Origin of the sequence: Mesorhizobium sp. M0340 (assembly GCF_040321535.1) — a bacterium.
Lineage (GTDB): Bacteria > Pseudomonadota > Alphaproteobacteria > Rhizobiales > Rhizobiaceae > Mesorhizobium.
In genome coordinates, this window is sequence record NZ_JAMYRR010000005.1 from 235,042 (window position 1) to 259,729 (window position 24,688).

At 63.4% G+C, this 24,688-nt stretch carries 22 protein-coding genes and 1 pseudogene; 5 read left to right on the top strand and 18 right to left on the bottom strand.

Going from position 1 to position 24,688, the window contains the following annotated elements; all coding sequences use genetic code 11:
• Positions 1–56 precede the first annotated feature (56 nt).
• The 16 genes and pseudogenes from NKI79_RS10000 to NKI79_RS10075 all read right to left on the bottom strand — a co-directional run bounded on the left by NKI79_RS10000 (position 57) and on the right by NKI79_RS10075 (position 17,654).
• Positions 57–1,765, bottom strand: a pseudogene (locus tag NKI79_RS10000) (trimethylamine N-oxide permease).
• 278 nt (positions 1,766–2,043) lie between these two features.
• Positions 2,044–4,413, bottom strand: coding sequence for a trimethylamine N-oxide demethylase (locus NKI79_RS10005; protein ID WP_352801371.1), 2,370 nt, complete (start codon positions 4,411–4,413; stop codon positions 2,044–2,046).
• A gap of 148 nt (positions 4,414–4,561) precedes the next feature.
• Positions 4,562–5,191 carry a sarcosine oxidase subunit gamma gene (locus tag NKI79_RS10010; protein ID WP_352801372.1) on the bottom strand — a complete coding sequence of 210 codons (630 nt, stop codon included), beginning with the start codon at positions 5,189–5,191 and terminating at the stop codon, positions 4,562–4,564.
• The gene (locus tag NKI79_RS10015; RefSeq protein ID WP_352801373.1) at positions 5,184–8,165 is read right to left on the bottom strand and encodes a sarcosine oxidase subunit alpha; all 2,982 of its coding nucleotides are present in this window, start codon (positions 8,163–8,165) and stop codon (positions 5,184–5,186) included. Before NKI79_RS10015 ends, NKI79_RS10010 begins: the two co-directional genes overlap by 8 nt.
• Before the next feature lie 187 nt (positions 8,166–8,352).
• The gene (locus NKI79_RS10020; RefSeq protein ID WP_352476568.1) at positions 8,353–8,628 is read right to left on the bottom strand and encodes a sarcosine oxidase subunit delta; all 276 of its coding nucleotides are present in this window, start codon (positions 8,626–8,628) and stop codon (positions 8,353–8,355) included.
• 17 nt (positions 8,629–8,645) lie between these two features.
• The gene (locus tag NKI79_RS10025; protein WP_352801374.1) at positions 8,646–9,899 is read right to left on the bottom strand and encodes a sarcosine oxidase subunit beta family protein; all 1,254 of its coding nucleotides are present in this window, start codon (positions 9,897–9,899) and stop codon (positions 8,646–8,648) included.
• A 35-nt stretch (positions 9,900–9,934) separates the two neighbouring features.
• The gene (gene glnT / locus NKI79_RS10030; protein WP_352476570.1) at positions 9,935–11,242 is read right to left on the bottom strand and encodes a type III glutamate--ammonia ligase; all 1,308 of its coding nucleotides are present in this window, start codon (positions 11,240–11,242) and stop codon (positions 9,935–9,937) included.
• 34 nt (positions 11,243–11,276) lie between these two features.
• A complete protein-coding gene (locus NKI79_RS10035; RefSeq protein WP_254818691.1) occupies positions 11,277–12,605 on the bottom strand; it encodes an FMN-binding glutamate synthase family protein in 1,329 nt (442 codons plus the stop codon).
• Positions 12,606–12,611: 6 nt separating this feature from the next.
• On the bottom strand, positions 12,612–13,346 hold the full coding sequence (locus NKI79_RS10040; RefSeq protein WP_352801375.1) for a GltB/FmdC/FwdC-like GXGXG domain-containing protein: 735 nt from the start codon (positions 13,344–13,346) through the stop codon (positions 12,612–12,614).
• A gap of 4 nt (positions 13,347–13,350) precedes the next feature.
• Positions 13,351–14,244 (bottom strand): class II glutamine amidotransferase, encoded by an 894-nt coding sequence (locus NKI79_RS10045; RefSeq protein WP_352801376.1) that lies wholly within the window; start codon positions 14,242–14,244, stop codon positions 13,351–13,353.
• 83 nt (positions 14,245–14,327) lie between these two features.
• The gene (locus tag NKI79_RS10050) at positions 14,328–14,660 is read right to left on the bottom strand and encodes a hypothetical protein (protein WP_352801377.1); all 333 of its coding nucleotides are present in this window, start codon (positions 14,658–14,660) and stop codon (positions 14,328–14,330) included.
• Positions 14,657–15,337: a hypothetical protein gene (locus NKI79_RS10055; protein ID WP_352801378.1), complete on the bottom strand. Its 681-nt coding sequence runs from the start codon at positions 15,335–15,337 to the stop codon at positions 14,657–14,659. Before NKI79_RS10055 ends, NKI79_RS10050 begins: the two co-directional genes overlap by 4 nt.
• Positions 15,338–15,383: 46 nt before the next feature.
• On the bottom strand, positions 15,384–16,784 hold the full coding sequence (locus NKI79_RS10060; protein ID WP_292653875.1) for an APC family permease: 1,401 nt from the start codon (positions 16,782–16,784) through the stop codon (positions 15,384–15,386).
• 15 nt (positions 16,785–16,799) lie between these two features.
• Positions 16,800–16,961: a hypothetical protein gene (locus NKI79_RS10065; protein WP_352801379.1), complete on the bottom strand. Its 162-nt coding sequence runs from the start codon at positions 16,959–16,961 to the stop codon at positions 16,800–16,802.
• A 16-nt stretch (positions 16,962–16,977) separates the two neighbouring features.
• Positions 16,978–17,355 carry a hypothetical protein gene (locus NKI79_RS10070; RefSeq protein ID WP_023673992.1) on the bottom strand — a complete coding sequence of 126 codons (378 nt, stop codon included), beginning with the start codon at positions 17,353–17,355 and terminating at the stop codon, positions 16,978–16,980.
• 11 nt (positions 17,356–17,366) lie between these two features.
• Positions 17,367–17,654 carry a hypothetical protein gene (locus tag NKI79_RS10075; RefSeq protein WP_352801380.1) on the bottom strand — a complete coding sequence of 96 codons (288 nt, stop codon included), beginning with the start codon at positions 17,652–17,654 and terminating at the stop codon, positions 17,367–17,369.
• A gap of 283 nt (positions 17,655–17,937) precedes the next feature.
• Here NKI79_RS10075 and NKI79_RS10080 point away from each other — a divergent pair, with 283 nt between their 5' ends.
• The 4 genes from NKI79_RS10080 to NKI79_RS10095 are packed head-to-tail and all read left to right on the top strand — an operon-like array spanning position 17,938 to position 21,694.
• Positions 17,938–19,071 carry an aminomethyl transferase family protein gene (locus NKI79_RS10080; RefSeq protein WP_352801381.1) on the top strand — a complete coding sequence of 378 codons (1,134 nt, stop codon included), beginning with the start codon at positions 17,938–17,940 and terminating at the stop codon, positions 19,069–19,071.
• A 14-nt stretch (positions 19,072–19,085) separates the two neighbouring features.
• Positions 19,086–19,682: a dimethylamine monooxygenase subunit DmmA family protein gene (locus NKI79_RS10085; protein WP_352801382.1), complete on the top strand. Its 597-nt coding sequence runs from the start codon at positions 19,086–19,088 to the stop codon at positions 19,680–19,682.
• Positions 19,679–20,644, top strand: coding sequence for a PDR/VanB family oxidoreductase (locus NKI79_RS10090; protein ID WP_352801383.1), 966 nt, complete (start codon positions 19,679–19,681; stop codon positions 20,642–20,644). Before NKI79_RS10085 ends, NKI79_RS10090 begins: the two co-directional genes overlap by 4 nt.
• A gap of 9 nt (positions 20,645–20,653) precedes the next feature.
• Complete coding sequence (locus NKI79_RS10095; RefSeq protein ID WP_352801384.1) at positions 20,654–21,694, top strand: heme-dependent oxidative N-demethylase family protein; 1,041 nt, start codon at positions 20,654–20,656, stop codon at positions 21,692–21,694.
• A 137-nt stretch (positions 21,695–21,831) separates the two neighbouring features.
• Here NKI79_RS10095 and NKI79_RS10100 read toward each other — a convergent pair whose 3' ends face one another.
• Complete coding sequence (locus tag NKI79_RS10100; protein ID WP_352801385.1) at positions 21,832–22,203, bottom strand: endonuclease domain-containing protein; 372 nt, start codon at positions 22,201–22,203, stop codon at positions 21,832–21,834.
• 155 nt (positions 22,204–22,358) lie between these two features.
• Entirely contained in the window at positions 22,359–23,075 is a 717-nt protein-coding gene (locus NKI79_RS10105) for a helix-turn-helix domain-containing protein (protein ID WP_352801386.1), read from the bottom strand.
• A gap of 249 nt (positions 23,076–23,324) precedes the next feature.
• Here NKI79_RS10105 and NKI79_RS10110 point away from each other — a divergent pair, with 249 nt between their 5' ends.
• On the top strand, positions 23,325–24,683 hold the full coding sequence (locus tag NKI79_RS10110; protein ID WP_352801387.1) for a trimethylamine monooxygenase: 1,359 nt from the start codon (positions 23,325–23,327) through the stop codon (positions 24,681–24,683).
• Positions 24,684–24,688 lie beyond the last annotated feature (5 nt).

The window sequence follows — 24,688 nt, forward strand, 5'->3', positions numbered from 1 at the left end:
TCGATGTTCCGGCAGGGGATCGGGCGCATCGCGCACCCGATCCCTCAAGGCAAGCCTCAGATGACGAACAGCCAGTTGGCGAGCAGCATCACCGCGACGCCGGCGACCAGCGTCAGATAGGGCAGCATCCCCGCCTTTCGCACTGTAAGGTCGGACGAGCTCATGCCGAGATCGGCCAGCATGTGGTCGGGGAACTTGCCCTTGTCCTGGATGTAATGCCGGAAGCAGAACACCGGGATGATCAAGGCTGCCGTGATCAGCCCTGCCCACAATGCCATCGGGTTCCAGACCTTGGCTCCGGCGCCCATGAAAACAGCGTTGACGTAGGCAAAGACCGCGCCAAGGCCGAGCAGCCAGCTCGGCGCCTTCCAGGGCCGCGCGATGTGGCCATTGTCGATGCGGTGGATCCAGCCGGCATTGAGATTGAGGAAGTTGAAGATGATATAGCCGCAATTCGACACCGCCAGGATGAAGAAGAAGCTTGTCGCGTCGGCCGAGGCGATGGCCAGCACGATCAGGTTGAAGACCAGGTCGGTCCACATCGCCCGCGTCGGTGCGCCATGCTCGTTGACATGGCTGAGGTAGCGCGGCAGCCAGCCGTCGACCGAACCTTGGTAGAGCGTGCGCGAAGAGCCGGCCATCGCTGTCATGATGCAGAGCACCAGCGCCAGGATCATCAGCATGACCAGCAGGCTGTGGATCAGCTGTCCGCCGCCGACCATGCCGGCCAGCGCATCGGCAACGCCGGAGCCGTCGACAATCGGCGTCGCCAGCATGCCGTTCAAGCCGAGGACGCCCTGGAAGGTGAATGGCACCAGGATGAACAGCAGCATGCATAACAGGCCGGAGTAGAAGATCGCCTTGAAGGTATCGGTGCCAGGGTTCTTGAATTCGGAGGTGTAGCAGACCGCGGTCTCGAAACCATAGGTCGACCATGCCGCGATGAACATGCCGCCGAGCACCAGCGTCCAGCCGGCGATGTTCCAGGCGCCGGGCTCCGGCGCATAGGCTGCCGCGAGCGGCACCAGCGGCGAGAAATTTGCCCAATCGATCTGGCCGGTGACGATCGGCACCACGCCGACAATGAGCATCGGGATGATGACAAGCAGGCCGATATATTTCTGCACGTTGGCCGTGCCCAGGATGCCGCGATGCTGGATCGAGAAGATGATCAGCATCAGCACCGCGCCGATGAAGAAGGTGGCGTTGAAGGTAAAGGAAACCGGGCCCAGCGTGTGACCGTAGAGCGTCCAGTTACGGATCGCCGGCGTCGCCGCCGCGGTGACCGCGGTGATGGCGTCGGCGGCGCTGGTTCCGGCATGGCCGCAATATAGGCGGCGACTTCCGGCGAAGTGTCGGTGAACAGCGGCACCGGCGCCAGTGCGTTGAGGATGTAGGCGGCGGCGATCGAGCAGCCGAGCGACAGCACCGGCGACCACGCGAACCAGTTGCACCACACCGAAAGCGGCGCGATGAATTTCGAATAGCGCAGCCATGCGGTGGCGCCATAGATCGAGGCACCGCCGGATTTATTCGGGAACAGCCCGGCGATTTCCGCATAGGTGAAGGACTGCAGGAAGCCCATGACCATGGATACGGTCCAGATCAGGAAGGCCAGCGTTCCGGTAGTGCCGGCGATGCCGCCGATCGAAAACAGGACAAGGGCCGGAACGCCGCTCGCGACCCAGAAGGCGCCGCGCCAATCGATGTTCCGGTGCAGCTGCCCTTCGGCAGGCGGCACCAAGGTGGTGACTATCGTGCTCATTTACGTGGATTCCCCATTTTTGATGTTCCCATCGGCAACAGCCACAGTCTCGCGAGGCGTCATCGACGCTCACGTTCAACGGCCCCAGGCGTTTTCCGCTCAGTAGTATTTTTTTCTTAGCAGTGAAGATTGACCCAACGCGCTTTCACGTCAAGCGCTTTGTGACGCTGTGCACATTGCGTTTGTGAAACAGTCGAGCTTCGTTGGCACTGCTAACGGGTGCGGTCTTCCTTCTCCCACGACAGCAACGGGAGAAGGGAAGAACCAGACAGCATCGATCAGGAGCGCGGCCTGGTCTTTTGCGGGTCATAATGGGCAAAGGCGACGACGCGCGCCGGCAGCCGCTTGCTGTGGCCGTCGAGCTTGCCGATCTCGACCTCGGTGCCGACCGACGAATGCGCGACGTCAAGCCTGGCCAGCGCGATGGTCTTGTTTAGCAGCGGCGAGCGCATGCCGGAGGTGACCACGCCGATCTGGGCGCGGCCGACGTGCACGCAATCGCCGTGGCCGACGGCGACATTGGCGTCGATGTCGAGGCCGACCAGCTTCCTCTGTGGATTTTCCTTGCGCCGGATCAGCGCCTCGCGGCCGATGAAATCGTCGCTCTTGGTCTTCAGCGGTACGGTGAAGCCGATGCCGGCCTCGAACGGATCTGTTTGGTCGGAAAATTCGTAGCCGGCAAAGATCAGCCCGGCCTCGATGCGCACCATATCGAGCGCCTGCAGCCCCATCGGCTTCAGGCCGTGCGGCTGGCCGGCCTGCCAGATCGCGTCGAACACCTTTTCGGCGTCGCGCGGGTGGCACCAGATCTCGTAGCCGAGCTCGCCAGTGTAGCCGGTGCGCGAGACAACGACGGGAATGCCATTGCCGCCGCCGATGCGGGCGACCGCGAAACGGAACCATTCAAGCTCGTCGATCGACGGCTGCAGCGGCGAGGTCCAGATGATCTGCCGCAGGATGTCGCGGCTTTTCGGTCCCTGCACGGCGACATTGTGCATCTGGTCGGTCGACGAGCGCACCAGCACGGTGAGGCCGAGTTTTTGCGCCGTTTCCCGCAGCCATTCACCGGATAGATCGTCGCCGCCAACCCAGCGGAAATTATCCTTGCCGAGCCGAAGCAGCGTGCCGTCGTCGATCATGCCGCCATGCTCGTAGCACATGGCGGAGTAGACCACCTGACCGACGCCGAGTTTCTTGATGTCGCGGGTCAGCGTGTATTGCAGCAGCGCTTCGGAGTCCGGCCCGGTGATCTCGAACTTGCGCAGCGGCGACAGGTCCATGATCACGGCGTCCTGCCGGCAGGCCCAGTATTCGTCGATCGGGCCTTGCCTGGCGAAGGAATTGGCCAGCCAATAACCCTTGTACTCGACGAAGTTGCGGGTGTGCTTGGCAAAGCTCGAATGAAAGGCGGTCTCGCGGGTCATTTTCGGTTCCGAATCGGGCGTCATGCGTCTGGCGATCGCTCGCGAGAATTTGTGCTGGCCGGAATAGGTTCGCACATGGATGTCGGTCAGGTTCCAGCCATTGGCCGGCGTGGTGTCGTCGGGGCAGGCGGACGAGACGCAGACGATGTCGGTCAAGGCGCGCAGCAGCACATAGTCGCCCGGCCGCGACCACGGCTCGTCCGAAACCACGACGCCATGCGCGTCGATCGCCGTGTTAAAGAAGAAGTTGATCGCCATCCAGCCGGCGCGGGGCGTGACGCCCTTGTCGGCCAGCGCGCGGTTGAAATTCTCCGAGCAGTTGGGATGGCCGGGATAGCCGATGTCGTCGTAATATTTGGCGGCGCAGGCGAGCGCGAACGCATCGTGCCGGCCGCAAGTGTCCTGCACCACCTCGACCAGCGGCTCCATGTCCTGGTCGTAGTATTTCGAATGCAGGCCGGGCATCGGATAGCTCGAGCCCATCAGCGTGCGCGTCGTCGTCACGTCGAGCGGATGATCGCGGCCCTTGTCCAGCTTGCGCGCCGAAAAGCACTGGAAATCCGTGCATTGGCGCCCGTCGACATCAATGATCTGCAGATAATCGCCCGCCCTAACGAAATAGGCCTCCGCCGTCGCCGAATGGACGCGCAGGTCGAGCACGGGATCGGCCAGCGGGTCGGCGAGCCTGGATTTCTCCGCCGGGCGGATGGTGGCGCGCCGGACGACGACGCTAAGCGGCGTCGCGGTATCGTGGCCGTCGACCAGCATCGGCCCGCCGGGCGCGGCAATCAACATTGAACCGTCGCGGGCGACGGCAAAAGCCTGTTCGGTACCGGCAGGGGTGGCGCCGCCGAAAACGCGAACCGCCTTTGCCTGATCGAGCTGCACCTCGCGCCGCTCGAGGCCTCGGCGCAAGGAAGCGAGGCTGTCGTCGCCCTCGGCCAGCATCGCCTTGATGCCGGCGGCATTGCTGTTCGATTTCTCTCCGAGAATGCCGGGATCGGTCGCGCCGCTGCTGTCCCATGCCAGCAGCTCGCAAGCCTGCCCGCCCTCGACATTGCGCACGCTGATCGTATCGCCGGCCTCGACCTCGATCAGCACCGCGCCGTTGCCATGGACGGTGTAGCGCTCCATCCCGGCCGGCAGCGCGATCTGGCCTGGCCTCAGGATCAGGCTCGGCCGCGGCGGTCCGGCGACGACGGCGGGGTAGGGCGACTGGCTCATCTCAACCCTGGTTTCGAGAAACAAGTTTGCCTGTGCGTGAAATTATTTTAGCGGGAAGAATAGGATAGAAGAGCCGGAGTTGGCAAGTGAAGGTGGAGCGCGCGCCTCTTCCTTCTCCCACAAGGGGAGAAGGGAAGACGCGCCAAGGCTACCCCAATTCCTCGGAATGCCCGATATCGACGCCATACTCCGCGGCCGCATCGAGCATCGTGTGCCACAGGCTTTCCGCGAAGGTGGCGAACACCAGAAGATTGAACACCGCCTGCCCATCCGGCCGGTCACTGCCGCGCCAGAGATTGATGCTGGTGTGATCGACCGAGGTCGCCGCAGCGGTGCCGGCCGGGAACGCCGCCGGGTGCAGGTCTAGCGACGACAATTTCACCAACATCGAGCGCGCCTTGGCTCCAGAGACGCTGATCAGGGCGCGCGCATGCGACTGATCGGAAAGCGAGGCGGACTGCGAGAACGCCTGGCTCAGCTTCTCCATCGCGTGAATGCCGCCCTTCGACAGGACGAGGAACTGATCCGGTCCCGACCAGATCAGCGTGGCGTCGGGAACTCGGACCGCGTTGGGCGCATTCGGGGCGGCAACGCCGAAGCGGGTTTCGGCAGCCTTCGCCAGTTCTGCCGCCTTGCCGCGCTGCGCCATCACCTGGATCAGGTCGAAATTGCGAATCTCGGTGAGCGATACGCCGGCCGCCGTGCCGCGCGCGCCATAGCCGCCGACAACAAGCGCTTTCTCCAGCGGACTGCGGGCAATCCAGGAAAACTCAGCCACGCTGGCGCCCTCCATCCGGATCGTAGAAGACGGGACTGCACAGCTCGACATCGTAATCTTCGCCGCGCAGTGGATCGTGCGCATGGACGATCTCGCCGATGCGCTCGCGGCCGCGCTCGACCAGCCCAAGCCCGATCCACTGGTCGAGCATCGGCGAAAAGCAGACCGAGGTGACATAGCCCTGGTCATTGTCGGGACCGGGCGTCTCGCCCTTCGGGATAATATGCGCGCCGGAACGCAGGCGGCGCGTCTTGTCGACCGGCTTGATGCCGACGACGACCTGACGGTCCGGCGCGACCAGCGCCTCGCGCCCGGCCATGACGCGGCCGATGAAGTCTTTCTTGGTCGACATCATCTTGCCGAGGCCGAGGTCGGCGGCGGTCGTCGTGCCGTTCAGCTCCGGTCCGGCGACATGGCCCTTTTCGATGCGCATGACGCCGAGCGCCTCGGTGCCGTAGGGCGTAACGCCGAATGGCTTGCCGGCCAGCATCAAATTGCGCACCAGTGCGTCGCCATAGCGGGCGGGACACGAAATCTCGAACGCCATTTCGCCGGAGAAGGAGATGCGGAACAGCCGCGCTCTGATGCCACCGTGCAGCGCGACTTCCCGCGCCCCCATGAACGGGAAACCTTCGTTCGACAGGTCCTCGGATTCATCAACGACCTGTTTCAGCAACTCCCGCGCGCTCGGCCCGGCGATCGAGAATTGCGCCCACTGGTCGGAAACCGAGGTCAACTGCACGTCGAATTCAGGGAATAGCACCTGCCGGCAGAATTCGAGATGCTGCATCACCAGCCCGGCCTTGGCGGTGGTGGTGGTCAGGAAATAATGGTCCTCGGCGAGCCGCGACGTCGTGCCGTCGTCATAGACGATGCCGTCCTCGCGCAGCATCAGTCCGTAGCGGGCTTTTCCGACGGCAAGATTGGAGAAAGTGTTGATGTAGACGCGGTCGAGGAAGGCGCCGGCATCCGGGCCGTGCACGTCGATCTTGCCGAGCGTCGAGACGTCGCAGAAGCCGACGCCTGAGCGCACCGCCTTGACCTCGCGCGTCACCGATTCCAGCCAGTCCTTTTCGCCGGCGCGCGGATACCATTGCGCCCGCTTCCACAGGCCGGTGTCGACGAACACCGCGCCCTGTTCGGCTGCCCAGTGATGCGACGGCGTCAGTCGTGTCGCGTGGAAGTTTTCGTCGCGATGATGGCCGGCGAAGGCGCCGATGGCGACCGGCACATAGGGCGGGCGGTAGATCGTCGTGCCGGTCTCGGGAATGGACTTGCCTGACAACGCAGCCATGATGGCGAGGCCGGCGACATTCGAGGTCTTGCCCTGGTCGGTGGCCATGCCGAGCGTCGTGTAGCGCTTGAGATGCTCGACCGATTCAAACCCTTCACGCTGCGCCAGTTCGATGTCGGACGCGGTCACGTCATGCTGGTAATCGACGAAGGCTTTCCCTTTGCCGGCCACATGCCAGAGCGGCGTTAGTGAAAACGCCTCGCTGTCGGCGACCGGCCGCGTGCCGGCATTGCCGCTGCGCCCGGCGCTCTGCGCTGCCGCAGCACCCGCGGCAAATCCCTGGCGCAGGCAGTCGCCTAGGCCGAAGGCGCCGTTGGCGGCGCCGACGGCCACCATGCCGGGCGGCGCGCCATCCGGCACGAAGGCTGCGATATCGTCCTGCCATTTCGGCCGGCCGCGATGATAGGAAGTCAGCCCGACCGCCGGATTCCAGCCGCCGGACACGGCAAGCCCATCGGCTTCGACTTCGGCGCGCGCGCCGCCGGTGAGCGATACCGCGATTTTCCGGACCCCGTCCTTGCCGCCCTCGACCCCACTGACGAAACCGTTGAGCACGGCAAAGCCGCCTTTGGCGGCAAGCGCGCGACGTTCGGCGGATACGTCCGGGCGTGCATCGACGACCGCTGCGATCTGCAATCCGGCGCCAAGCGCGGTCTCGACGGTGCGCCAGCCATCCTCATTGTTGGTGAACAGCGCGATCCTCGTGGCAGGGGTTGCCGCATAGCGTTCGACATAGGTCCGCATCGCCGAAGCCATCATCACGCCGGGCGTGTCGTTGCCGGCAAAGACAATCGGCCGCTCGATGGCGCCGGCGGCAACGACGCAGCGCTTGGCTACGATCCGCCACAGCCGCTGGCGCACCTGGTGCTCGGGCGGCGAGGGCAGGTGGTCGTTGACCCGCTCGATCGCGCCATAGGTGCCGCCATCATAGACGCCGAACAGTGTCGTGCGGTTCATGATGCGGACATCGGGCAGTGCGGCGAGTTCGGCCAGCGTGCGCGTAATCCATTCGGCCGCCGGCGCGCCGTCGATCGTGCCGCCGTCGGCAAGCAGGCGGCCGCCAAGCGCGAAATCTTCCTCGCACAGGATGACGCGGGCGCCGCCGCGCCCGGCCGCCAGTGCCGCAGCCAGCCCAGCCGGGCCGGACCCGGCAATCAGCACGTCGCAATGCGCCCACGCCTTGTCGTAATGGTCGGGATCGGCGATGCCTGCAGCGCGACCGAGGCCAGCGGCGCGGCGGATCGCCGGCTCGTAGACCGCTTCCCAGAATTTGGCCGGCCACATGAACGTCTTGTAGTAAAAGCCGGCGACGAAGATCGGCGCCAACAGCTGGTTGACCGCCATCAGATCATGGCGCAGCGACGGCCAGCGGTTCTGGCTGGCCGCTTCCAGACCGTCATAAAGCTCGGCCGTGGTCGCCTTGGTGTTGGGCTCGCGTCGCGCTCCGCTGCGCAGTTCGACCAGCGCGTTGGGCTCCTCCGAACCAGCGGTCAGGATGCCGCGCGGCCGATGGTATTTGAACGAGCGGCCGACCAGCTTGACGCCATTGGCGATCAGCGCCGAGGCCAGCGTGTCGCCTTGGAAGCCGGCAAAGCTCTTGCCGTCGAAGCGGAAGGCCAGCGGCGCGGCGCGATCGATGAGACCGCCTGATACGAGACGATAGGGCTGGCTGGAGGTCACGATCGCCCGCCTTCCGTCGCTGTGGCCTGATGCAGGAGCGTCGCGCTGCCGCTCATCCGGCCTCCGCTTCGCTGTGGCCGCCTTGCACGCAGCCTCCTTCTCTTCTCCCCGCCGGGGAGAAGGTGGCCGCGAAGCGGCCGGATGAGGGGGCCGCCGGCAGGGTTATGAGCGCTGACCCGGACAGAATTCATTTGGCGGGCTGCCTTGCACCAACGCCCGTCGCCGGCTCGACGGAGGAAATCTCATGCGTCAGCGTGTTGCGGGCGACCTTCAGCCAGGCCCGGCAGCCGCCGCCATGGTACCAGTATTCGCTCATCGGCCCGGCGATGTTGTCACGCAGGTAGACATAGTCGAAGACCTCGTCTTCGGTGGCGCCGGCCGCAGGACGCGTCGGCTTGGCGTCGCCCAGATAGGTGAACTCGCCGAGTTCGCGTTCGCCGCAGAAGGGACAGACAATCCGCATGCTTCTTCAGCCAGCCTTCAATGCAGGTTCGGTTGGGCGCCCTGGCCCTTTTCGTCGATCATGGCACCTCGCCGGAAGCGGTCGAGGCGGAAGCGGGTAGCCTCCTTGTGCGGCTCGTCGCGCGCCAGCAGATGGGCAAAGACCAGGCCGGAGCCGGGCGTCGCCTTGAAGCCGCCATAGCACCAGCCGGCGTTGAGATAGAGCCCGTCGACCGGTGTCTTGTCGATGATCGGCGAGCCGTCCATCGACATGTCCATGATGCCGCCCCACTGACGCAGAAGCCGTATCCGGCCGATCATCGGCATCAGCGCCATGCCGCCTTCGCAGACGTCTTCCATGACAGGCAGATTTCCGCGCTGGGCGTAGGAATTGTAGCCGTCTATATCGCCGCCGAAGACCAGCCCGCCCTTGTCGGACTGGCTGACGTAGAAATGGCCGGCGCCGAAGGTCATGACATTGGGGATCAGCGGCTTGATCGCCTCGGAGACGAAGGCCTGCAGCACATGACTTTCGATCGGCAGCCACATGCCGGCCATCGCCGCGACGCGCGACGAGGAGCCGGCGACCGCCATGCCGACCTTGGCGGCACCGATCCTGCCGCGCGATGTCTCGACGCCGGTCACCTTGCCGCTGCCGTCGCGAACAAAGCCGGTCACCTCGCAATTCTGAATGATGTCGACGCCGAGCGCGCTCGCCGCATGCGCATAGCCCCAGACCACGGCGTCGTGCCTTGCCGTGCCGCCGCGTCGCTGCAAGAGGCCGCCCTGCACCGGGAAACGTGCGTTGTCGAAGTTCAGGAACGGCATCATCTTCCTGACTGCGGCGAGGTCGAGCAGTTCGGCATCGATGCCGTTGATGCGCATTGTGTTGCCGCGCCGCGCATAGGCGTCGCGCTGCGCGTCGGAATGGTAGAGGTTGATGACGCCGCGCTGGCTGACCATGGTGTTGTAGTTGAGGTCCTGCTCCATGCGCTCCCAAAGCTTCATCGACAGCTCGTAGAACCCTGTATTGCCGGGCAGCCCGTAATTGGAACGGATGATGGTGGTGTTGCGGCCGGCATTGCCGGAGCCGATCCAGCCTTTTTCCAGCACGGCGACATTTCTGATGCCGTATTCGCTGGCGAGGAACCATGCCGTCGCCAGGCCATGGCCGCCGCCGCCGATGATCACCACGTCGTAGTGGCTCTTCGGGGTGGCGTCGCGCCAGGTGCGCTGCCAGTTCTTATGGCCGGAAAATGCCGCCCGGGCGAGGGAGAAGATCGAGTATTTCATGAACCTGTTTCGCGCCGGGCGTGCAACAATCCGGATCAGATGTCGAGCGTGTGGTCGCGCTCCCACTGGGTGAAGTGGGAAGCATAGGAATTCCATTCCTGCTGCTTGAGCTTTAGATAGGCCGACGAGAATTCCTCACCCAGCGCCGCCTTGAGCGATTTGTCGTTGTCAAACTCGCGCAACGCGTCGAGCAGGTTGAGCGGCAGCTTCGGCGCGCCCTCGACCGTATGGCCGAACTGGTACATGTCGATGTCGTAGCGCCGGCCGGGATCGGCCTTCGAGCGGACACCGTCAAGGCCGGCGGCGATGATGACGGCCTGCAGCAGATAGGGGTTTGCCGCGCCGTCCGGCAGGCGCAGCTCGAACCGGCCGGGACCAGGCACGCGCACCATGTGGGTGCGGTTGTTGCCGGTCCAGGTCACGGTGTTCGGCGCCCAGGTGGCGCCGGAGATGGTGCGCGGTGCGTTGATGCGCTTGTAGGAATTGACCGTCGGGTTGGTGATCGCGGCAAGGGCGGAAGCATGTTTCATGATGCCGCCGAGGAAGTTCCGGCCCTTTGCCGACAGGCCGAGCTCCATCGCATTGTCGGCAAAGACATTGGTCTTGCCGTCCCTGTCCCACACCGAGATATGCGCATGGCAGCCATTGCCGGTCAGGCCCTGGAAGGGTTTAGGCATGAAGGTTGCGCGCAGGCCGTGCTTTTCGGCGACCGATTTCACCATGAATTTGAAGAAGGAATGCTTGTCGGCGGTCGCCAGCGCATCGTCGAAGGCCCAGTTCATCTCGAACTGGCCGTTGGCGTCCTCGTGGTCGTTCTGGTAGGCGCCCCAGCCGAGCGCCAGCATGTGGTCGCAGATCTCGGCGATCACGTCGTAGCGGCGCATCACCGCCTGCTGGTCGTAGCAGGGCTTCGACGCCGTATCATATTCGTCGGAAATCGTCTTGCCATCCGGCGAGATCAGGAAGAATTCGGCCTCGACGCCGGTCTTGATGTGCATGCCATCGCCAGCGGCCTCCGCGATCAACCGCTTCAGCGTGTTGCGCGGCGCCTGCTCGACCGATTTGTCGTCCATGATGCAGTTGGCGGCGACCCAGGCGACCTCCGGCTTCCAAGGCAACTGAATCACCGAGGCCGGATCCGGCACCGCCAGCATGTCGGGATGCGCCGGCGTCAGGTCGAGCCAGGTGGCAAAGCCGGCAAAGCCGGCACCGTCCCGCTGCATGTCGGCGATCGCCTGCGCCGGCACCAGCTTGGCGCGTTGCCCACCGAACAGGTCGGTGTAGGATATCATGAAATATTTGACGCCCTTTTCCTTGGCGAAGGCGGCGAGATCGTTCCCCATTATAGTTCCTCGCTTACTGGCATTTGGTTTGTTTTTAGAAGCCGTTCTTGCCCGGTATCCAATTGGTGCCGGCCAGCGGCACGCCGGCCATGGCTGCGGCTTCGATCGTCAAGGCCACAAGATCCTCGGGCTCGAGATTGTGCAGGCTGTTCTTGCCGCAGGCGCGGGCGATTGTCTGAGCCTCAAGTGTCATCACCTTAAGATAATTCGCCAGCCGTCGTCCGGCCGCAATCGGATCGACCCGTTTCATTAGCTCGGGATCCTGCGTGGTGATGCCGGCCGGGTCGCGTCCCTCATGCCAGTCGTCATAGGCGCCGGCGGTGGTGCCGAGCTCGTTGTATTCCGCCTCCCAGCGCGGATCATTGTCACCGAGCGCGACAAGCGCTGCCGTGCCGATCGACACCGCGTCGACGCCGAGCGCCAGCGCCTTGGCGACGTCGGCGCCGTTGCGTATGCCGCCCGAGACGATCAGCTGCACCTTGCGGTGCATGCCGAGGTCCTGCAGCGCCTGCACCGCCGGCCTGATGCAGGCAAGCGTCGGCTGGCCGACGTTCTCGATGAACACTTCCTGGGTTGCCGCGGTGCCGCCCTGCATGCCGTCGACGACGACGACGTCGGCGCCGGCCTTTACCGCAAGGGCTGTATCGTAATAGGGCCGGGCGCCGCCGACCTTGACGTAGATCGGCTTTTCCCAGTCGGTGATTTCGCGCAGTTCCAGGATCTTGATCTCGAGATCGTCCGGCCCGGTCCAGTCGGGGTGGCGCGAGGCCGAGCGCTGGTCGATGCCTTTCGGCAGCGTGCGCATTTCGGCGACGCGGTCGGAGATCTTCTGGCCGAGCAGCATGCCGCCCCCGCCGGGCTTGGCGCCCTGGCCGACGACAACCTCGATCGCGTCGGCACGGCGCAGATCGCGCGGGTTCATGCCGTAGCGCGACGGCAGATACTGGTAGACCAGCGTCTTCGAATGGCCGCGCTCTTCCTCGGTCATGCCGCCGTCGCCGGTGGTCGTCGAGGTGCCGGACAGCGTCGCGCCACGGCCGAGCGCTTCCTTCGCCGGGCCGGACAGCGAGCCAAAGCTCATGCCGGCAATGGTGATCGGGATTTTCAGTTCGATCGGTTTTTTTGCATAGCGCGAGCCGAGCACGACGCTGGTGTCGCAGCGTTCGCGATAGCCTTCGAGCGGATAGCGCGAGATCGAAGCACCGAGGAACAGAAGGTCATCGAAATGCGGCAGCTTGCGCTTGGCGCCGGCGCCGCGGATGTCATAGATGCCGGTCGCCGCGGCGCGGCGGATCTCGGAAAGGGTGTAGTCGTCGAAGGTCGCGGATTTGCGCGGCGTCGTCGGCGGGTTGCGATAGGTCATTGAGCCTCAATACGCGTCGGCGTTGTCGATATTGAAATTGTAGAGGGTACGAGCCGAGCCATAACGCTTGAACTCCGCCGCCTTGACGCCGGTCACGCCGGCGCGGTCGAGCAAGCCTTGCAGCAATTCGAGATGCTCGGGCCGCATCTCCTTGGCGATGCAGTCGGCGCCGAGGCTTTCGACCTTGCCGCGCACGAAAAGCCGCGCCTCGTAGATGGAATCGCCGAGCGCATCGCCGGCATCGCCCAGCACCACCAGATTGCCGGACTGCGCCATGAAGGCCGACATGTGGCCGATATTGCCATGGACGACGATGTCGATGCCTTTCATCGAAATGCCGCAGCGCGATGACGCGTTGCCTTCGATGACGAGCAGCCCGCCGCGGCCGGTGGCGCCGGCATACTGGCTGGCATCGCCTTTGACGACGATCTGGCCGGACATCATGTTTTCGCCGACGCCGGGCCCGGCCGAGCCATGCACGGTGATGGTGCCGCCGTCGTTCATGCCGCCGCAATAATAGCCGACGCTGCCGCGCACATCGATGGCGACCGGCTGGTCGACGCCGACGGCGACCGAATGGCTGCCTCGCGGGTGCAGCACCTCCCAGGCAGTCTCGTTCGAACCGGGCGCCAGACCGTGCAGCGCCTGGTTGAGCTCGCGCAGCGACATTTCGGCCAGGTCGAAGACCCGTGACGCATGGCCCGGCTCGCGAGCCGCCTTGGAGAGGTTGATTGCCGGCATTGGTTCAATGCTCCCAGAAATAGACGGTTGCGGGCTCGGGTTCCCAGACCTTCGCATTGTCTATGCCGGGCAGTTTGGTGAGCGCACGATATTCCGAGCCGAAGGCGACATACTGGTCGGTTTCGGCCATCACGGCGGGCTTGCAGGCGATGGGGTCGCGCACCACGCCGAAACCGTTCTTGGTGCCGACGACGAAGGTGAAAAAGCCGTCGAGATCGCTCAGCGTGCCTTCCAGCGCCTCGCCGAGGTTCTTGCCATGCGCCATCTGCGAGGTGAGATAGGCGGCGGCGACCTCGGTGTCGTTCTCGGTCTCGAACGTCATGCCTTCACGGATCAGCTCGCGGCGGACATTGTTGTGGTTGGACAGTGAGCCATTATGCACCAGGCACTGGTCGGCGCCGGTCGAGAACGGATGCGCGCCCATCGTCGTCACCGCCGATTCGGTCGCCATGCGGGTATGGCCGATGCCGTGCGTACCGGTCATCTCGCGGACGCCGAAACGGTCGACGACCGCTTCCGGCAAGCCGACTTCCTTGTAGATCTCGACGACGTCGCCGGCGCCCATGATGCGGATGTCGGGGCGCAGCGTCTGGATCGCCTCGCGCGCTTCGTCGATCTTGGCAGGCATCGTCCGGACCACGGCATGCGTCGACTTCGCAGCAATGCTCACCGGTGCGCCGATTGCCTTGGCGAGTTCGGCGTCGAGGCCGCGGAAATCGCGCTCCGGCTTGGCCGACTGGATGGTGATCTTGGCTTCACTGGAGGGCGCGCCATAGATGGCGATGCCGGCGCTGTCGGGACCGCGATCGCTGAGCGAGATCAGCATCTCCGACAGCATCGCGCCAAGCTGGGGCTCGAGCGACTTGTCCTTCAAAAACAGTCCGACGATTCCGCACATGTCAGGCTCCGCGAGTTTGTTCCTCCGAGATGTATCGAATGAGTCCCGGGAATTCAATTGGTATGAAAAAAATTTTCCTCTCGTTATATATCGGTTGAGGCGCCGTCGGCCGCACCATCGCTACGCTGGCCGCCATTGTGAACCCATTTGGCATAGCGGATGCGGGCGATCTTGTAGGCATCCAGGATCGACAGGGCATAGATCAGGACGCCGCCGGCATGGCGGCCGATGAAGCTGGCATCGGGCGGCGCGATCTTGGCGGTGACCCAGGCCAGGACCACCATGAAGAACAGGAATTGCAGGCCGCGCACCGGCACGCCGAGCACGACATGCCCGCTCGCCGGCAAAACGATCGCAGCGCCCAGAACCAGATAGGGGCTCGGTGGTGCGGGGGAGGTGCTGATCTGGCTGGTCATGCCGCCTGCCGTTCGCTTTGATTGATGGCATCGCGGAGCGCCGAAGCCGACGACAGCAGCCGCTCGATCAGCCCCGGATCGAGCCTGACCGTGCCGAATTCGGCTTGCCGGAATACGCCGTAGCGCGCCCGCTCGGCCTCGGCCAGCAGCCAGACGATGCGCACGCCGTTCGGTGTGATCAGCAGTTCCTTGGCGCGCTCCTCGGCAAAGACATCGAGGTGATCGGCGATGATGGCTTCGGGGAAGCGCACGCCCTTGCGGTCGCTCCGCAGCACCGCCTCGGCTGGAAATCCGGCGGCCTTCGGCAGTGTATGGACGAGATGATCGAAATTGGAAAAAGTCGTCGGCGATCCCGGCCGCATCATCATGTCGAAAGTGCCTGGTATCACGACCTTTTCGGTGATCGAAACGCTCAGCCAGCGCGCCGGCAGCTTCCTTATCGCCAGCGTGTCGACGATGGTCCGCACCTGCACCCGCCGGCCGTTCCACGAGCCGGCGAAGGTGACGACGCCGGTGGTGCCGTCCGAGACGTTGGCCGCGTCGGGGATGACGGCGCGGACGTCGGCTTCGTCGGCGGCAAGCCCGGTCGAAGCCTTGGCGCGGCTGGCCCGCGCAAGCCAGGTTATGTGGAGGACGAGAGCCAGGGCAACCGCCCCGGCGAGCAATGCTGAGATCACCTAACGCACCTCGTCACGCAAATGCCTGCCCAGACCGGGCGCGCCGTCAGTACCCCTGTGGTTTCGGCCACGGCATGGTGAACTGGGCACCGCGGCGCACGAATTTGTAGCGGTAGAAGTGGAACCACAGCGAAATCAGGAAGTAGAAGGCGACCATGGCGATCAGCTGCGAGCCGAAGCCGAGGAAGATCGCAAAGAAGGTGACCACGCAAAGGCAGAACAAGACGATCGCCGGCAGCGGATGGAAGGGATGGGTGTAGCCGCGGCGGATCGAGCCGAGCGGCCACTTCTTCCTGAACATGATGATGTTGATGCTCATGAAGGTGTATTGCAGCACGCCCGACAGAATCGAGAAGGTGATCGCCTGGTTGAGGTCGGCGATGAAGGCGAAGGCGAGCGCGATCGGCAGCAGGAACAGGATCGAGCGGTAGGGTGTGCGGTATTTCGGATGCACCGCCGAGAACCAGGTCGGCAGATAGCGGTCGCGGCCGAGCGAAAACCAGGCGCGCGCGGCGTCGTTGATGCAGCCATTGGCAGAAGCAAGTGCAGCAAGCAGCGTCGCGATGAACAACAGGTTCTCCAGCAGCGCACTGCCGGTCAGTTTGCCTGCGTCCCACAGTGGATAATAGGTGATGCCGAGATATTCCCAGGGCATCAGCGAGGCGCAGACATACCAGGTCATGGCGGCCGCGATCAGAAGCGTGATCATGCCGGCCATCGTGCCGTAAGGCAGCGAGCGCGCCGGCGAGCGTACTTCCTCGGCCGCCTGCGTGGTGCCCTCGATGCCGAGATAGTACCAGATGCCGAACTGGAAGGCGGCGATGACGCCGATCCAGCCATAGGGCAGGGCGTTGCCGGGGGTGACCAGCTCGTTGAGCTTCAGCACGGCGCCTTGGGTCCACGGGCTGACCGAGAAGAACAGGATGACGATCGAGACATAGGCGATGGCGGTGATGACGAAGTTTACGTTGAGCGTCATCAGCACGCCGCGATAGTTCAGCCATGCCAGCACGACGATGGTCGCGGCGATGAAGGAATTGTGGTTGAGGCCCTCGACGCCGGCCTTGGCGACAATGGTGTCGCCGAGCAGGATCGCGTCCGACACTTCGAGCATGGTATAGGCAAAGACCAGGAAAAGCGCGACGTTGAAGGCCATCAGCGGCCCGACAATGTGCTTGGCCTGGGCATATTGGCCGCCGGCGGCGGCAACCGTCGAGGTGACTTCGGAATCGATCATCGCGACCGAGGTGTAGAGCAGTCCGACGATCCAGCAGACGATCAGCGCCGCCAGCGCGCCGCCCTTGTCCGCTGCGAAATTCCAGCCGGTGAATTCGCCGACCAGAACGATGCCGACACCGAGCGCCCAGACATGGGCGGGGCCGAGCACTCTGAGCAGTGAAACCCTGTCGCCTTGCACTTGCACCGCTGGTTCAGCCGTGATCGTCATCGTTCAATTCCCCACTCAGATCCGGTGTTTTTCGGACACGGCTTCAAGCTCGCCTTCCCTGGACGAGGTCAGCATCTCTTCGGAATAGGTCGTGTCGATCTTGAACCAGTCGTAGAGCATCCACAGCGCGAACACGATCGAGATGCCCCAGCATGCGTAAGAGAGTGCCACCCACATGACGATGCTTCCCTATCTATTTGTCGCCGAACTTTTCGTCGATGACGTCGCGGTATTCGCGGTCCGATGCGCGGAACAGAAAGATGAAATAGCCGATCAGCACCGCGGCCATGATGATCAGCGTCGGCCAGTCGATGATGTAGTGGAACCGGTTCTGGATGATGTCGTGCGCGGTTTCCGGCGTGTAGCCGAGCTTTTCCCAGATCGAGGCCATGGTCGGGTTCTGGCCGAGCGCTTCCCACGTCTTGGCGTCGAGCGCGTCGATGGATTTTGCCGCCCCTGCCAGGCCTAGTTTCAGCGGCAGCCACAGCGCGACGAAAATCGCGACCACGACGACGGCGATATCGAAAACCTGTCCGGCCTTGCTCTGTTCGGGCGGTGTATAGCGGGCCATGCGTCTCCCCCTCAGGACTTGCGGTTGCGGTAGGCGTCGGCATTCTTGATGTCGAGGCCGTAGATGAAGTCCTTGTCTTCCTTGTAGTGATTGACCATCGCCAGGATCGCGGCCGTGTTGAAGATCAGCACGGCGGCCGCGGCGACCGCGACCACGAGCTTGATGCCGCCATCGGGGATGTATGGCCATGTCATGAACAGGACAAAGAGGATCGTCGCCCACAGGCAGACGATCAGGAGCATGGATCCACGCACGTCGGAACGGTACAACGCTTCCACGCGCTGTTGCAGGTCGGACATCGGCTTTCCCCTTTTTCAACGCCGGTCCGGACTGGCCGGTCATTGCCCTCTTTCAAGAGAGTGAAATTTTTTTCATAAAATCCGGCCGAATTCTGGAATTGTCAAGACGATTTTACGCGACGTTAACCGTTTGTTTGATCCGCCGAATTTTGCCTGACAATGAAATTATTTGCTTGCGGGTATTGCAGGCTCCCGGCGTTTGCGATCAATATTCGGGCAACGCTCCCGCCGCTGTGCAGGGAGCAGGGGAAAGCAAACGTTTTTCGAAACGGAGGACAAACGGATGACGGCATCCTGGAGATTTTCGGCGCTTGCGGACCGCCATCGCGCGCTCGGCTCGAAGCTCGAAGATTGGAGCGGCATGGGCACCGCCTGGACCTACGACAAGGACGCTGACGAAGAGTATATCGCCATCCGCACCAAGGCCGGCCTGATGGATGTGTCGGGCCTAAAGAAGATCCACATCACCGGGCCGCACGCCTCTCACCTGATCGACCTGGCGACGACGCGCGACGTCGAAAAGATCTATCCCGGCAAGTCGGCCTATGCCTGCATGCTCAACGAGGCCGGCAAGTTCACCGACGACTGCATCCTCTACCGCACCGGCCCGAATTCCTGGATGGTCGTGCATGGCTCGGGCACCGGCCATGAAGAGCTGCAGCGCGCTTCCGTCGGTCGCGACGTGTCGCTACGCTTCGACGACAATCTTCACGACCTTTCGCTGCAGGGGCCGCTAGCCGTGGATTATCTGGCAAAGCATGTGCCCGGCATTCGCGACCTCAACTATTTCCACCACATGCAGACGCAGTTGTTCGGCTTTCCGGTGATGATCTCGCGCACCGGCTACACCGGCGAGCGCGGCTACGAGATCTTCTGCCGTGGCCAGGACGCCGGAACGATCTGGGACAGGATCCTCGACGAGGGCAAGAGCGCCGGCATCATCCCGTGCCGCTTCACCACGCTCGACATGCTGCGCGTCGAGAGCTACCTGTTGTTTTACCCTTACGACAATTCGCAGAAATATCCGTTCGAGAATGAGGGGCCCGGCGACACGCTGTGGGAGCTTGGTCTCGACTTCACCGTCAGCCCGGGCAAGACGGGCTTTCGCGGTGCCGAGGAGCACTACCGCCTGAAGGGCAAGGAGCGCTTCAAGATATTCGGTGTGCTGCTCGAAGGCAGGGAGCCGGCCGACGAGGGCGCACCGGTCTATCGCGACGGCAAGAAGGTCGGCGTGGTGACCTGCGCCATGTATTCGCCGCTGGTCAGGAAATCGATGGGTATCGCCCGGCTCGACATTGACTGCGCGGTCCAGGGCACCCGGCTCGAGATCCGCAACAAGAGCGGCGCCATCAGCGCAACCGCCGAGCCGCTTCCGTTCGACGATCCGAAGAAGACCAAGCGCACGGCGAAAGGCTGAGGCATACTGCGGGTATGGCAGCGAAAAGCATCATCAGCCGCCCGGTCTATGGGACCCTGTCTCCACAGCCCGGCAAGCACCATCTTTTCGTAGCGGACGCAGAGGGAGCGCTGGCGATTGCCGATCTTGCCGCCAAGGCACCGGCGGATTTCTTCGGCGGCACCCACATCATCTTCATTCCCGGCCGTGACGGTAAATATGCCGAGGCGCTCGAAGCACTAAAGCCGGCGCAGCTCTACCTCGGCCATTCCTTCGCCAGTGCCCTGCCGCGGCTGAAGCAGACGCTGGCCAACGCCCATATGGGCCTCAGGCTCTATCTTGCCGGCACCGAAGGGCTGATCGGCCAGGCCATGCAGGCGGCGCTCGAAGCCGGCGTCGACCACACCTCGATCCAGACCGAGCATCGCGGCTCGCTGGCGCGCCGCGTGCAGTGCGTCCATTGCAAGGGCATCACCGAGAACGTCACGACGCAGCCGGCAACCTGTTCGCATTGCGGCCTCTTGCTTCTGGTCCGCGACCACTATTCGCGGCGCCTCGCCGCCTTCCAGGGCGTCTGCATCAACGCCGAGGACCGCAGCGAAATTCCTCCGATCGAGGAGGTCTTTCGATGAGCACCGGCACCACCAAACTCGATGTCGTCGTCAGCGATGTCGTCCCGGTCAACGAACTGGTGACGCGCTTTCATTTCCGCAGGCGCGACGGCCAGCTTTTGCCGACCTTTTCCGGCGGCGCCCATGTCGTCGTCGAGATGCGCGATGGCGAACGCACCAGACTCAATCCCTATTCGCTGATGGGCTCGCCGCTCGACACCCGCGAATACACCATCTCGGTGCGCCGCGACGACGCCGGCCGCGGCGGCTCGCTGTTCATGCACAGGCAGGTCAGGCCGGGCACGGAGATGGTGGTGAGCTACCCCGTCAATCTGTTCTCGCTCGATCTTCGGGCCAGGAAGCATCTGATGCTGGCCGGTGGCATCGGCATCACCCCGTTTATGGCGCAGACCGCGCAGCTGGCGGCGCAAGGCGGCAATTTCGAATTGCATTACACCTGCCGCACCGCCTCGCTCGGCACCTATGCGGACCTGCTGAGAGAGCGCTACGACCGCCGGGTCAGGCTCTATCACGACGACCGCGACGAGCGCGTCGATCTCGACCGGCTGTTGTCGTCGCAGCCGCTCGGCACGCATCTCTATGTCTGCGGGCCGTCCGGCATGATCAGCTGGGTGCGCGAACGCGCCGCTGCCCTCGGCTGGCCGCCAGAGACCGTGCATTTCGAGCATTTCGCGGCCCCACAGCCCGGCGCGCCCTTCGACGTGACGCTGGCGCTCAGCGGCAAGACGATCCGCGTCGACGAGCAGCAGAGCCTGCTCGAGGCGATCGAGGCGGCCGGCGTCGATCCGCCCTATCTGTGCCGCGGCGGCGTCTGCGGCCAATGCGAGACCAATGTGATTTCGCATGACGGCAAATTCATCCACAACGACCACTGGCTGAGCGAGGAAGACCACCGTTCGGGCTGCAAGATCATGCCTTGCGTCTCGCGCTTCGAGGGCAGGTCGCTGGTGCTGGAAAGATAGGAGGCGAGCTTGGGCATCACCTTTCGCAAGGAAACGTTCCGCGACGACTTCACCTTCAGGAACAGCCCCGAGCACATCAGGCGGTTCCCGTTCCCGTTCCATGAAGACAGCTACATGTATGCGGTCAACATCGAGCCGCATGTCGTCGGGCCGAGGGGCAGCGTGCTGGAGAATTTGATCGACGTCGACGAGCACTATGTCGCCGAGATGCAGGACCGCGCTTTGGTGCTGGCCGAGGATCCGCTGCGCTGCCAGTCGCTGCCGCACATGACGCTGGCCGGCTGGGACCTGCTCGAACTCCTGATGGAGCAGCAGGCGCTGGGCTATCCCGAGCATTTCACGCTGATCCGCGACGGCGATCGCTGGCGCTGGATCAACCGGCCGCTCGGCATCGACGACAGCTTCACCTTCGGCGACGTCTCGACGCTGCCCTATGGACCGATGGAATACATCACCCGCCAGAGCCAGGGCGATTTCTGCATTCTCGACCAGCGCGACGGCAATCTGTGGATGGATGCCGGCATGGTCACCACCCAGGCCGACTGGTCGCTCGATTTCGACATCGGCATGAACTTCTTCGAATGGCACGCGCCGGTGCCGCTGGCGCACGAGAAGGGGATCTTCGTCCGGGCGCTGAAATTCCTCACCAACATCCAGCAGGGTAAGCCGGCGCGCCGGCTGAACTGGACGATGACCATCAATCCGCGCCTCGACACCAGCCCGGAAAATTACCACAAATGGGGCCCGGACCGCGCCACGGTGACGCCGGAAAACGTCGGCGAAAAAGTGCATCTGCGCGTCGAACTGCAGAGTTTCTGGCGGCTGCCGCGCTCGAATGCGATCGTCTTCCCGATCCGCTGTTACCTCATCAAGATGGACGAACTGGTGACGCAGCCGAAATGGGCACGCCGCCTGCACCGCGTCATCCGCGACCTGCCAGAGGAACTCGCCAATTACAAGGGCCTGACGCGTTATCGGCCGACCTTGGTCGAATGGCTGTCGAAATTGGATGATGGCAGCCCGACATCGCCGGGCTTCGGGCCGGATTGAGTTTTTTCCTGCTGATGTTGGCGCTGCCCATCAAGCTGCCAATCTCCCCCCAAGAGGGGGAGATGCCCGGCAGGGCAGAGGGGGGCGCCGTGGAGCGCCGGCCTTGCCGTTATGTCAGCCCATCGCTTGGGCGAGACTCACGGTGCGCTAGCCAGACCAGCCACAATCACGATATGCTGGCAGACATTGTCGATATCGCGGACAACGTCATCATTCCAGAAGCGAAGGCTGGTCCAGCCCAGCGCTTCGAGCCTTGCGGTTCTTGCAGCGTCTAATTCCGACGCTTCGGCCTCCGCGTGCTGGGAACCGTCGAGCTCGACGATCAGCTTTTTGTCCGGGCATGCAAAGTCGACGATATAGCCGGCGATAGGCATCTGGCGCCGAAACCCCAGTCCCATCAGCCTGTGCGCCCGGATCTCGTTCCAGAGCTTCAGTTCGGCATCGGTCAGCACCCTGCGCATCCTGCGCGCATTGCGGCGATTGTTGGCGGGTACTGGATTATGCGTCATCGCGGTTCGCCCCCCTCTGTCCTGCCGGACATCTCCCCCTCAAGGGGGGAGATTGGATGTCACCTCAGCTTTCGCTGATCACCAACGTTGCAAAAGAGGCGCCGTCGGCGAAGCTGTCGATCTCCCCCACGAGGTCCACAAGGGGGTGAGATCGCTCAGCCCGCACTGCTCTGCGGGTAGCAGATGATCGACAGATAGCGCATCGGCAGAACGCTCAGCACTTCCGGTCCGTGCGGCGCATCGGCGTCGAAGAACAGGCTGTCGCCGGGCTTCATCGGGTAGAGATTACTGCCGTGCCGGTAAACCACTTCGCCTTCGAGCATATAGAGGAATTCCATGCCTTCGTGCTGGAAGGTCGGGAACACGTCGGAATCCTCGGTCAGCGTGATCAGATAGGGTTCGACGACGACGCCGCTGGTGTTGGAGCCGATATGGCCGAGCAAATTGTACTGGTGGCCGGCGCGCGTGCCGCGGCGTTCGACGTCGAGGCCTTCGCCGGCCTTGACGAAGACGGCACTGCGCTCCTCCTCGAAACGGCGGAAGAAGGCGGTGACCGGAACGCCGAGCGCCCGCGACAGCGCCTGCAACGTGGTCAGCGATGGCGAGGTGATGCCGTTCTCGATCTTCGACAGCATGCCGAGCGAAATGTCGGTGGCGGCAGCCAGATCGGCGACGGTGATGCCGAGCTTTTTGCGGAATGCCCGCACCTCGCGGCCGATCGCGACCTCAAGCACTTTTTCGCGGGTGTCGCGAATGGCGTGCGGATTCTGGGTGAGCGGCACGCGTATCTTGCGCGGCTCGATCGCGGCGGGTTTGGCTTTGCCCGCCGCGGCGCCGGCATCTTGCTTCAGACTGGATGCTTTTTTCGCCATTTCGCCACCCCGGACCTTGCCGATTCATTTCACTCACGGTGAACATATTCGGTGCCGATACAGAAGCGCAACTGGCACGGCAAGCCGAATTGCGCAATGACCGGATTTCGCCCGAGCTTCCACGTCGTTTAGAAATCCAACTCGGCGAAGCGCGGTTTCGCGACAAGCCCTGTTGACAGCATCGAAGGGGCAATTACTGTCCTGTCAGTGAAATTTGTTTCGTTAGAGAAATGAGATCTGGAGGCCCGCATGAAACATCGTGTTGCCGTCATCGGAGCCGGGCCGTCCGGCCTGGCCCAGCTCCGGGCCTTCAAGTCGGCCGCCGACAAGGGCGCCGATATTCCCGAGATCGTCTGCTTCGAAAAGCAGTCCGACTGGGGCGGCCTGTGGAATTACACCTGGCGCACCGGCCTCGACGAGCACGGCGACCCGGTGCATGGCTCGATGTACCGTTACCTCTGGTCGAACGGCCCGAAGGAATGCCTCGAATTCGCCGACTACACGTTCGAGGAGCATTTCGGCCGGCCGATCGGCTCCTACCCGCCGCGTGCCGTGCTGTGGGACTACATCAAGGGCCGCGTCGAAAAATCCGGCGTGCGCCAATGGGTGCGCTTCAACAGCCCGGTGCGCATGGTCACCTTCTCCGACACGACGAAAAAATTCACCGTCACCGCGCATGACCGCACCAACGACGTCACCTATTCGGAAGAGTTCGACAATGTCGTCGTCGCCTCGGGGCATTTTTCCGTGCCCAATGTGCCCTATTTCGAGGGCTTCTCGACCTTCAACGGCCGTATTCTGCACAGCCACGATTTCCGCGACGCGATGGAATTCAAGGGCAAGGATATCTTGATCATCGGCCGCTCCTATTCGGCCGAGGACATCGGCTCGCAATGCTACAAATACGGCGCCAAATCGATAACCTCTAGCTACCGCTCGAAGCCGATGGGCTTCAAATGGCCGGAGAACTGGAAGGAAGTGCCGCTGCTGCAGAAGGTCGTCGGCAAGACCGCGCATTTCAAGGATGGCAGCACCAAGGACGTCGACGCCATCATCCTGTGCACCGGCTATCTCCATTCCTTCCCGTTCCTCACCGAGGATTTGAAGCTGAAGACCGCCAACCGCATGTGGCCGGACGGGCTCTACGAGGGCGTCGTCTGGGAGAAGAACCCGAAGCTTTTCTATATCGGCATGCAGGACCAGTTCTACACCTTCAACATGTTCGACGCGCAGGCCTGGTTCGCCCGCGACGTCATCATGGGCCGTATCAAGCTACCCTCGGCCGAAGCGATGGCGGACCACGGCCGGAAATGGCGGGCACGCGAGGAGACGCTGGAAGACGCCGAGCAGATGATCTGGTTCCAGGGCGACTACACCCGAGAGCTGATGGAGCAGACCGACTATCCGGGCTTCGACGTCGAGGCCGTCAATCGGACCTTCATGGAGTGGGAGCACCACAAGGCGGAAGACATTATGGGCTTCCGCGACCATGCCTACCGCTCGCTGATGACCGGCACGATGGCGCCTTTGCACCATACGCCGTGGCTGCAGGCGATGGACGATTCGATGGAGAGCTATCTCGAGGTGAAGGGCGTGGCGGCGGAGTAGCAGTC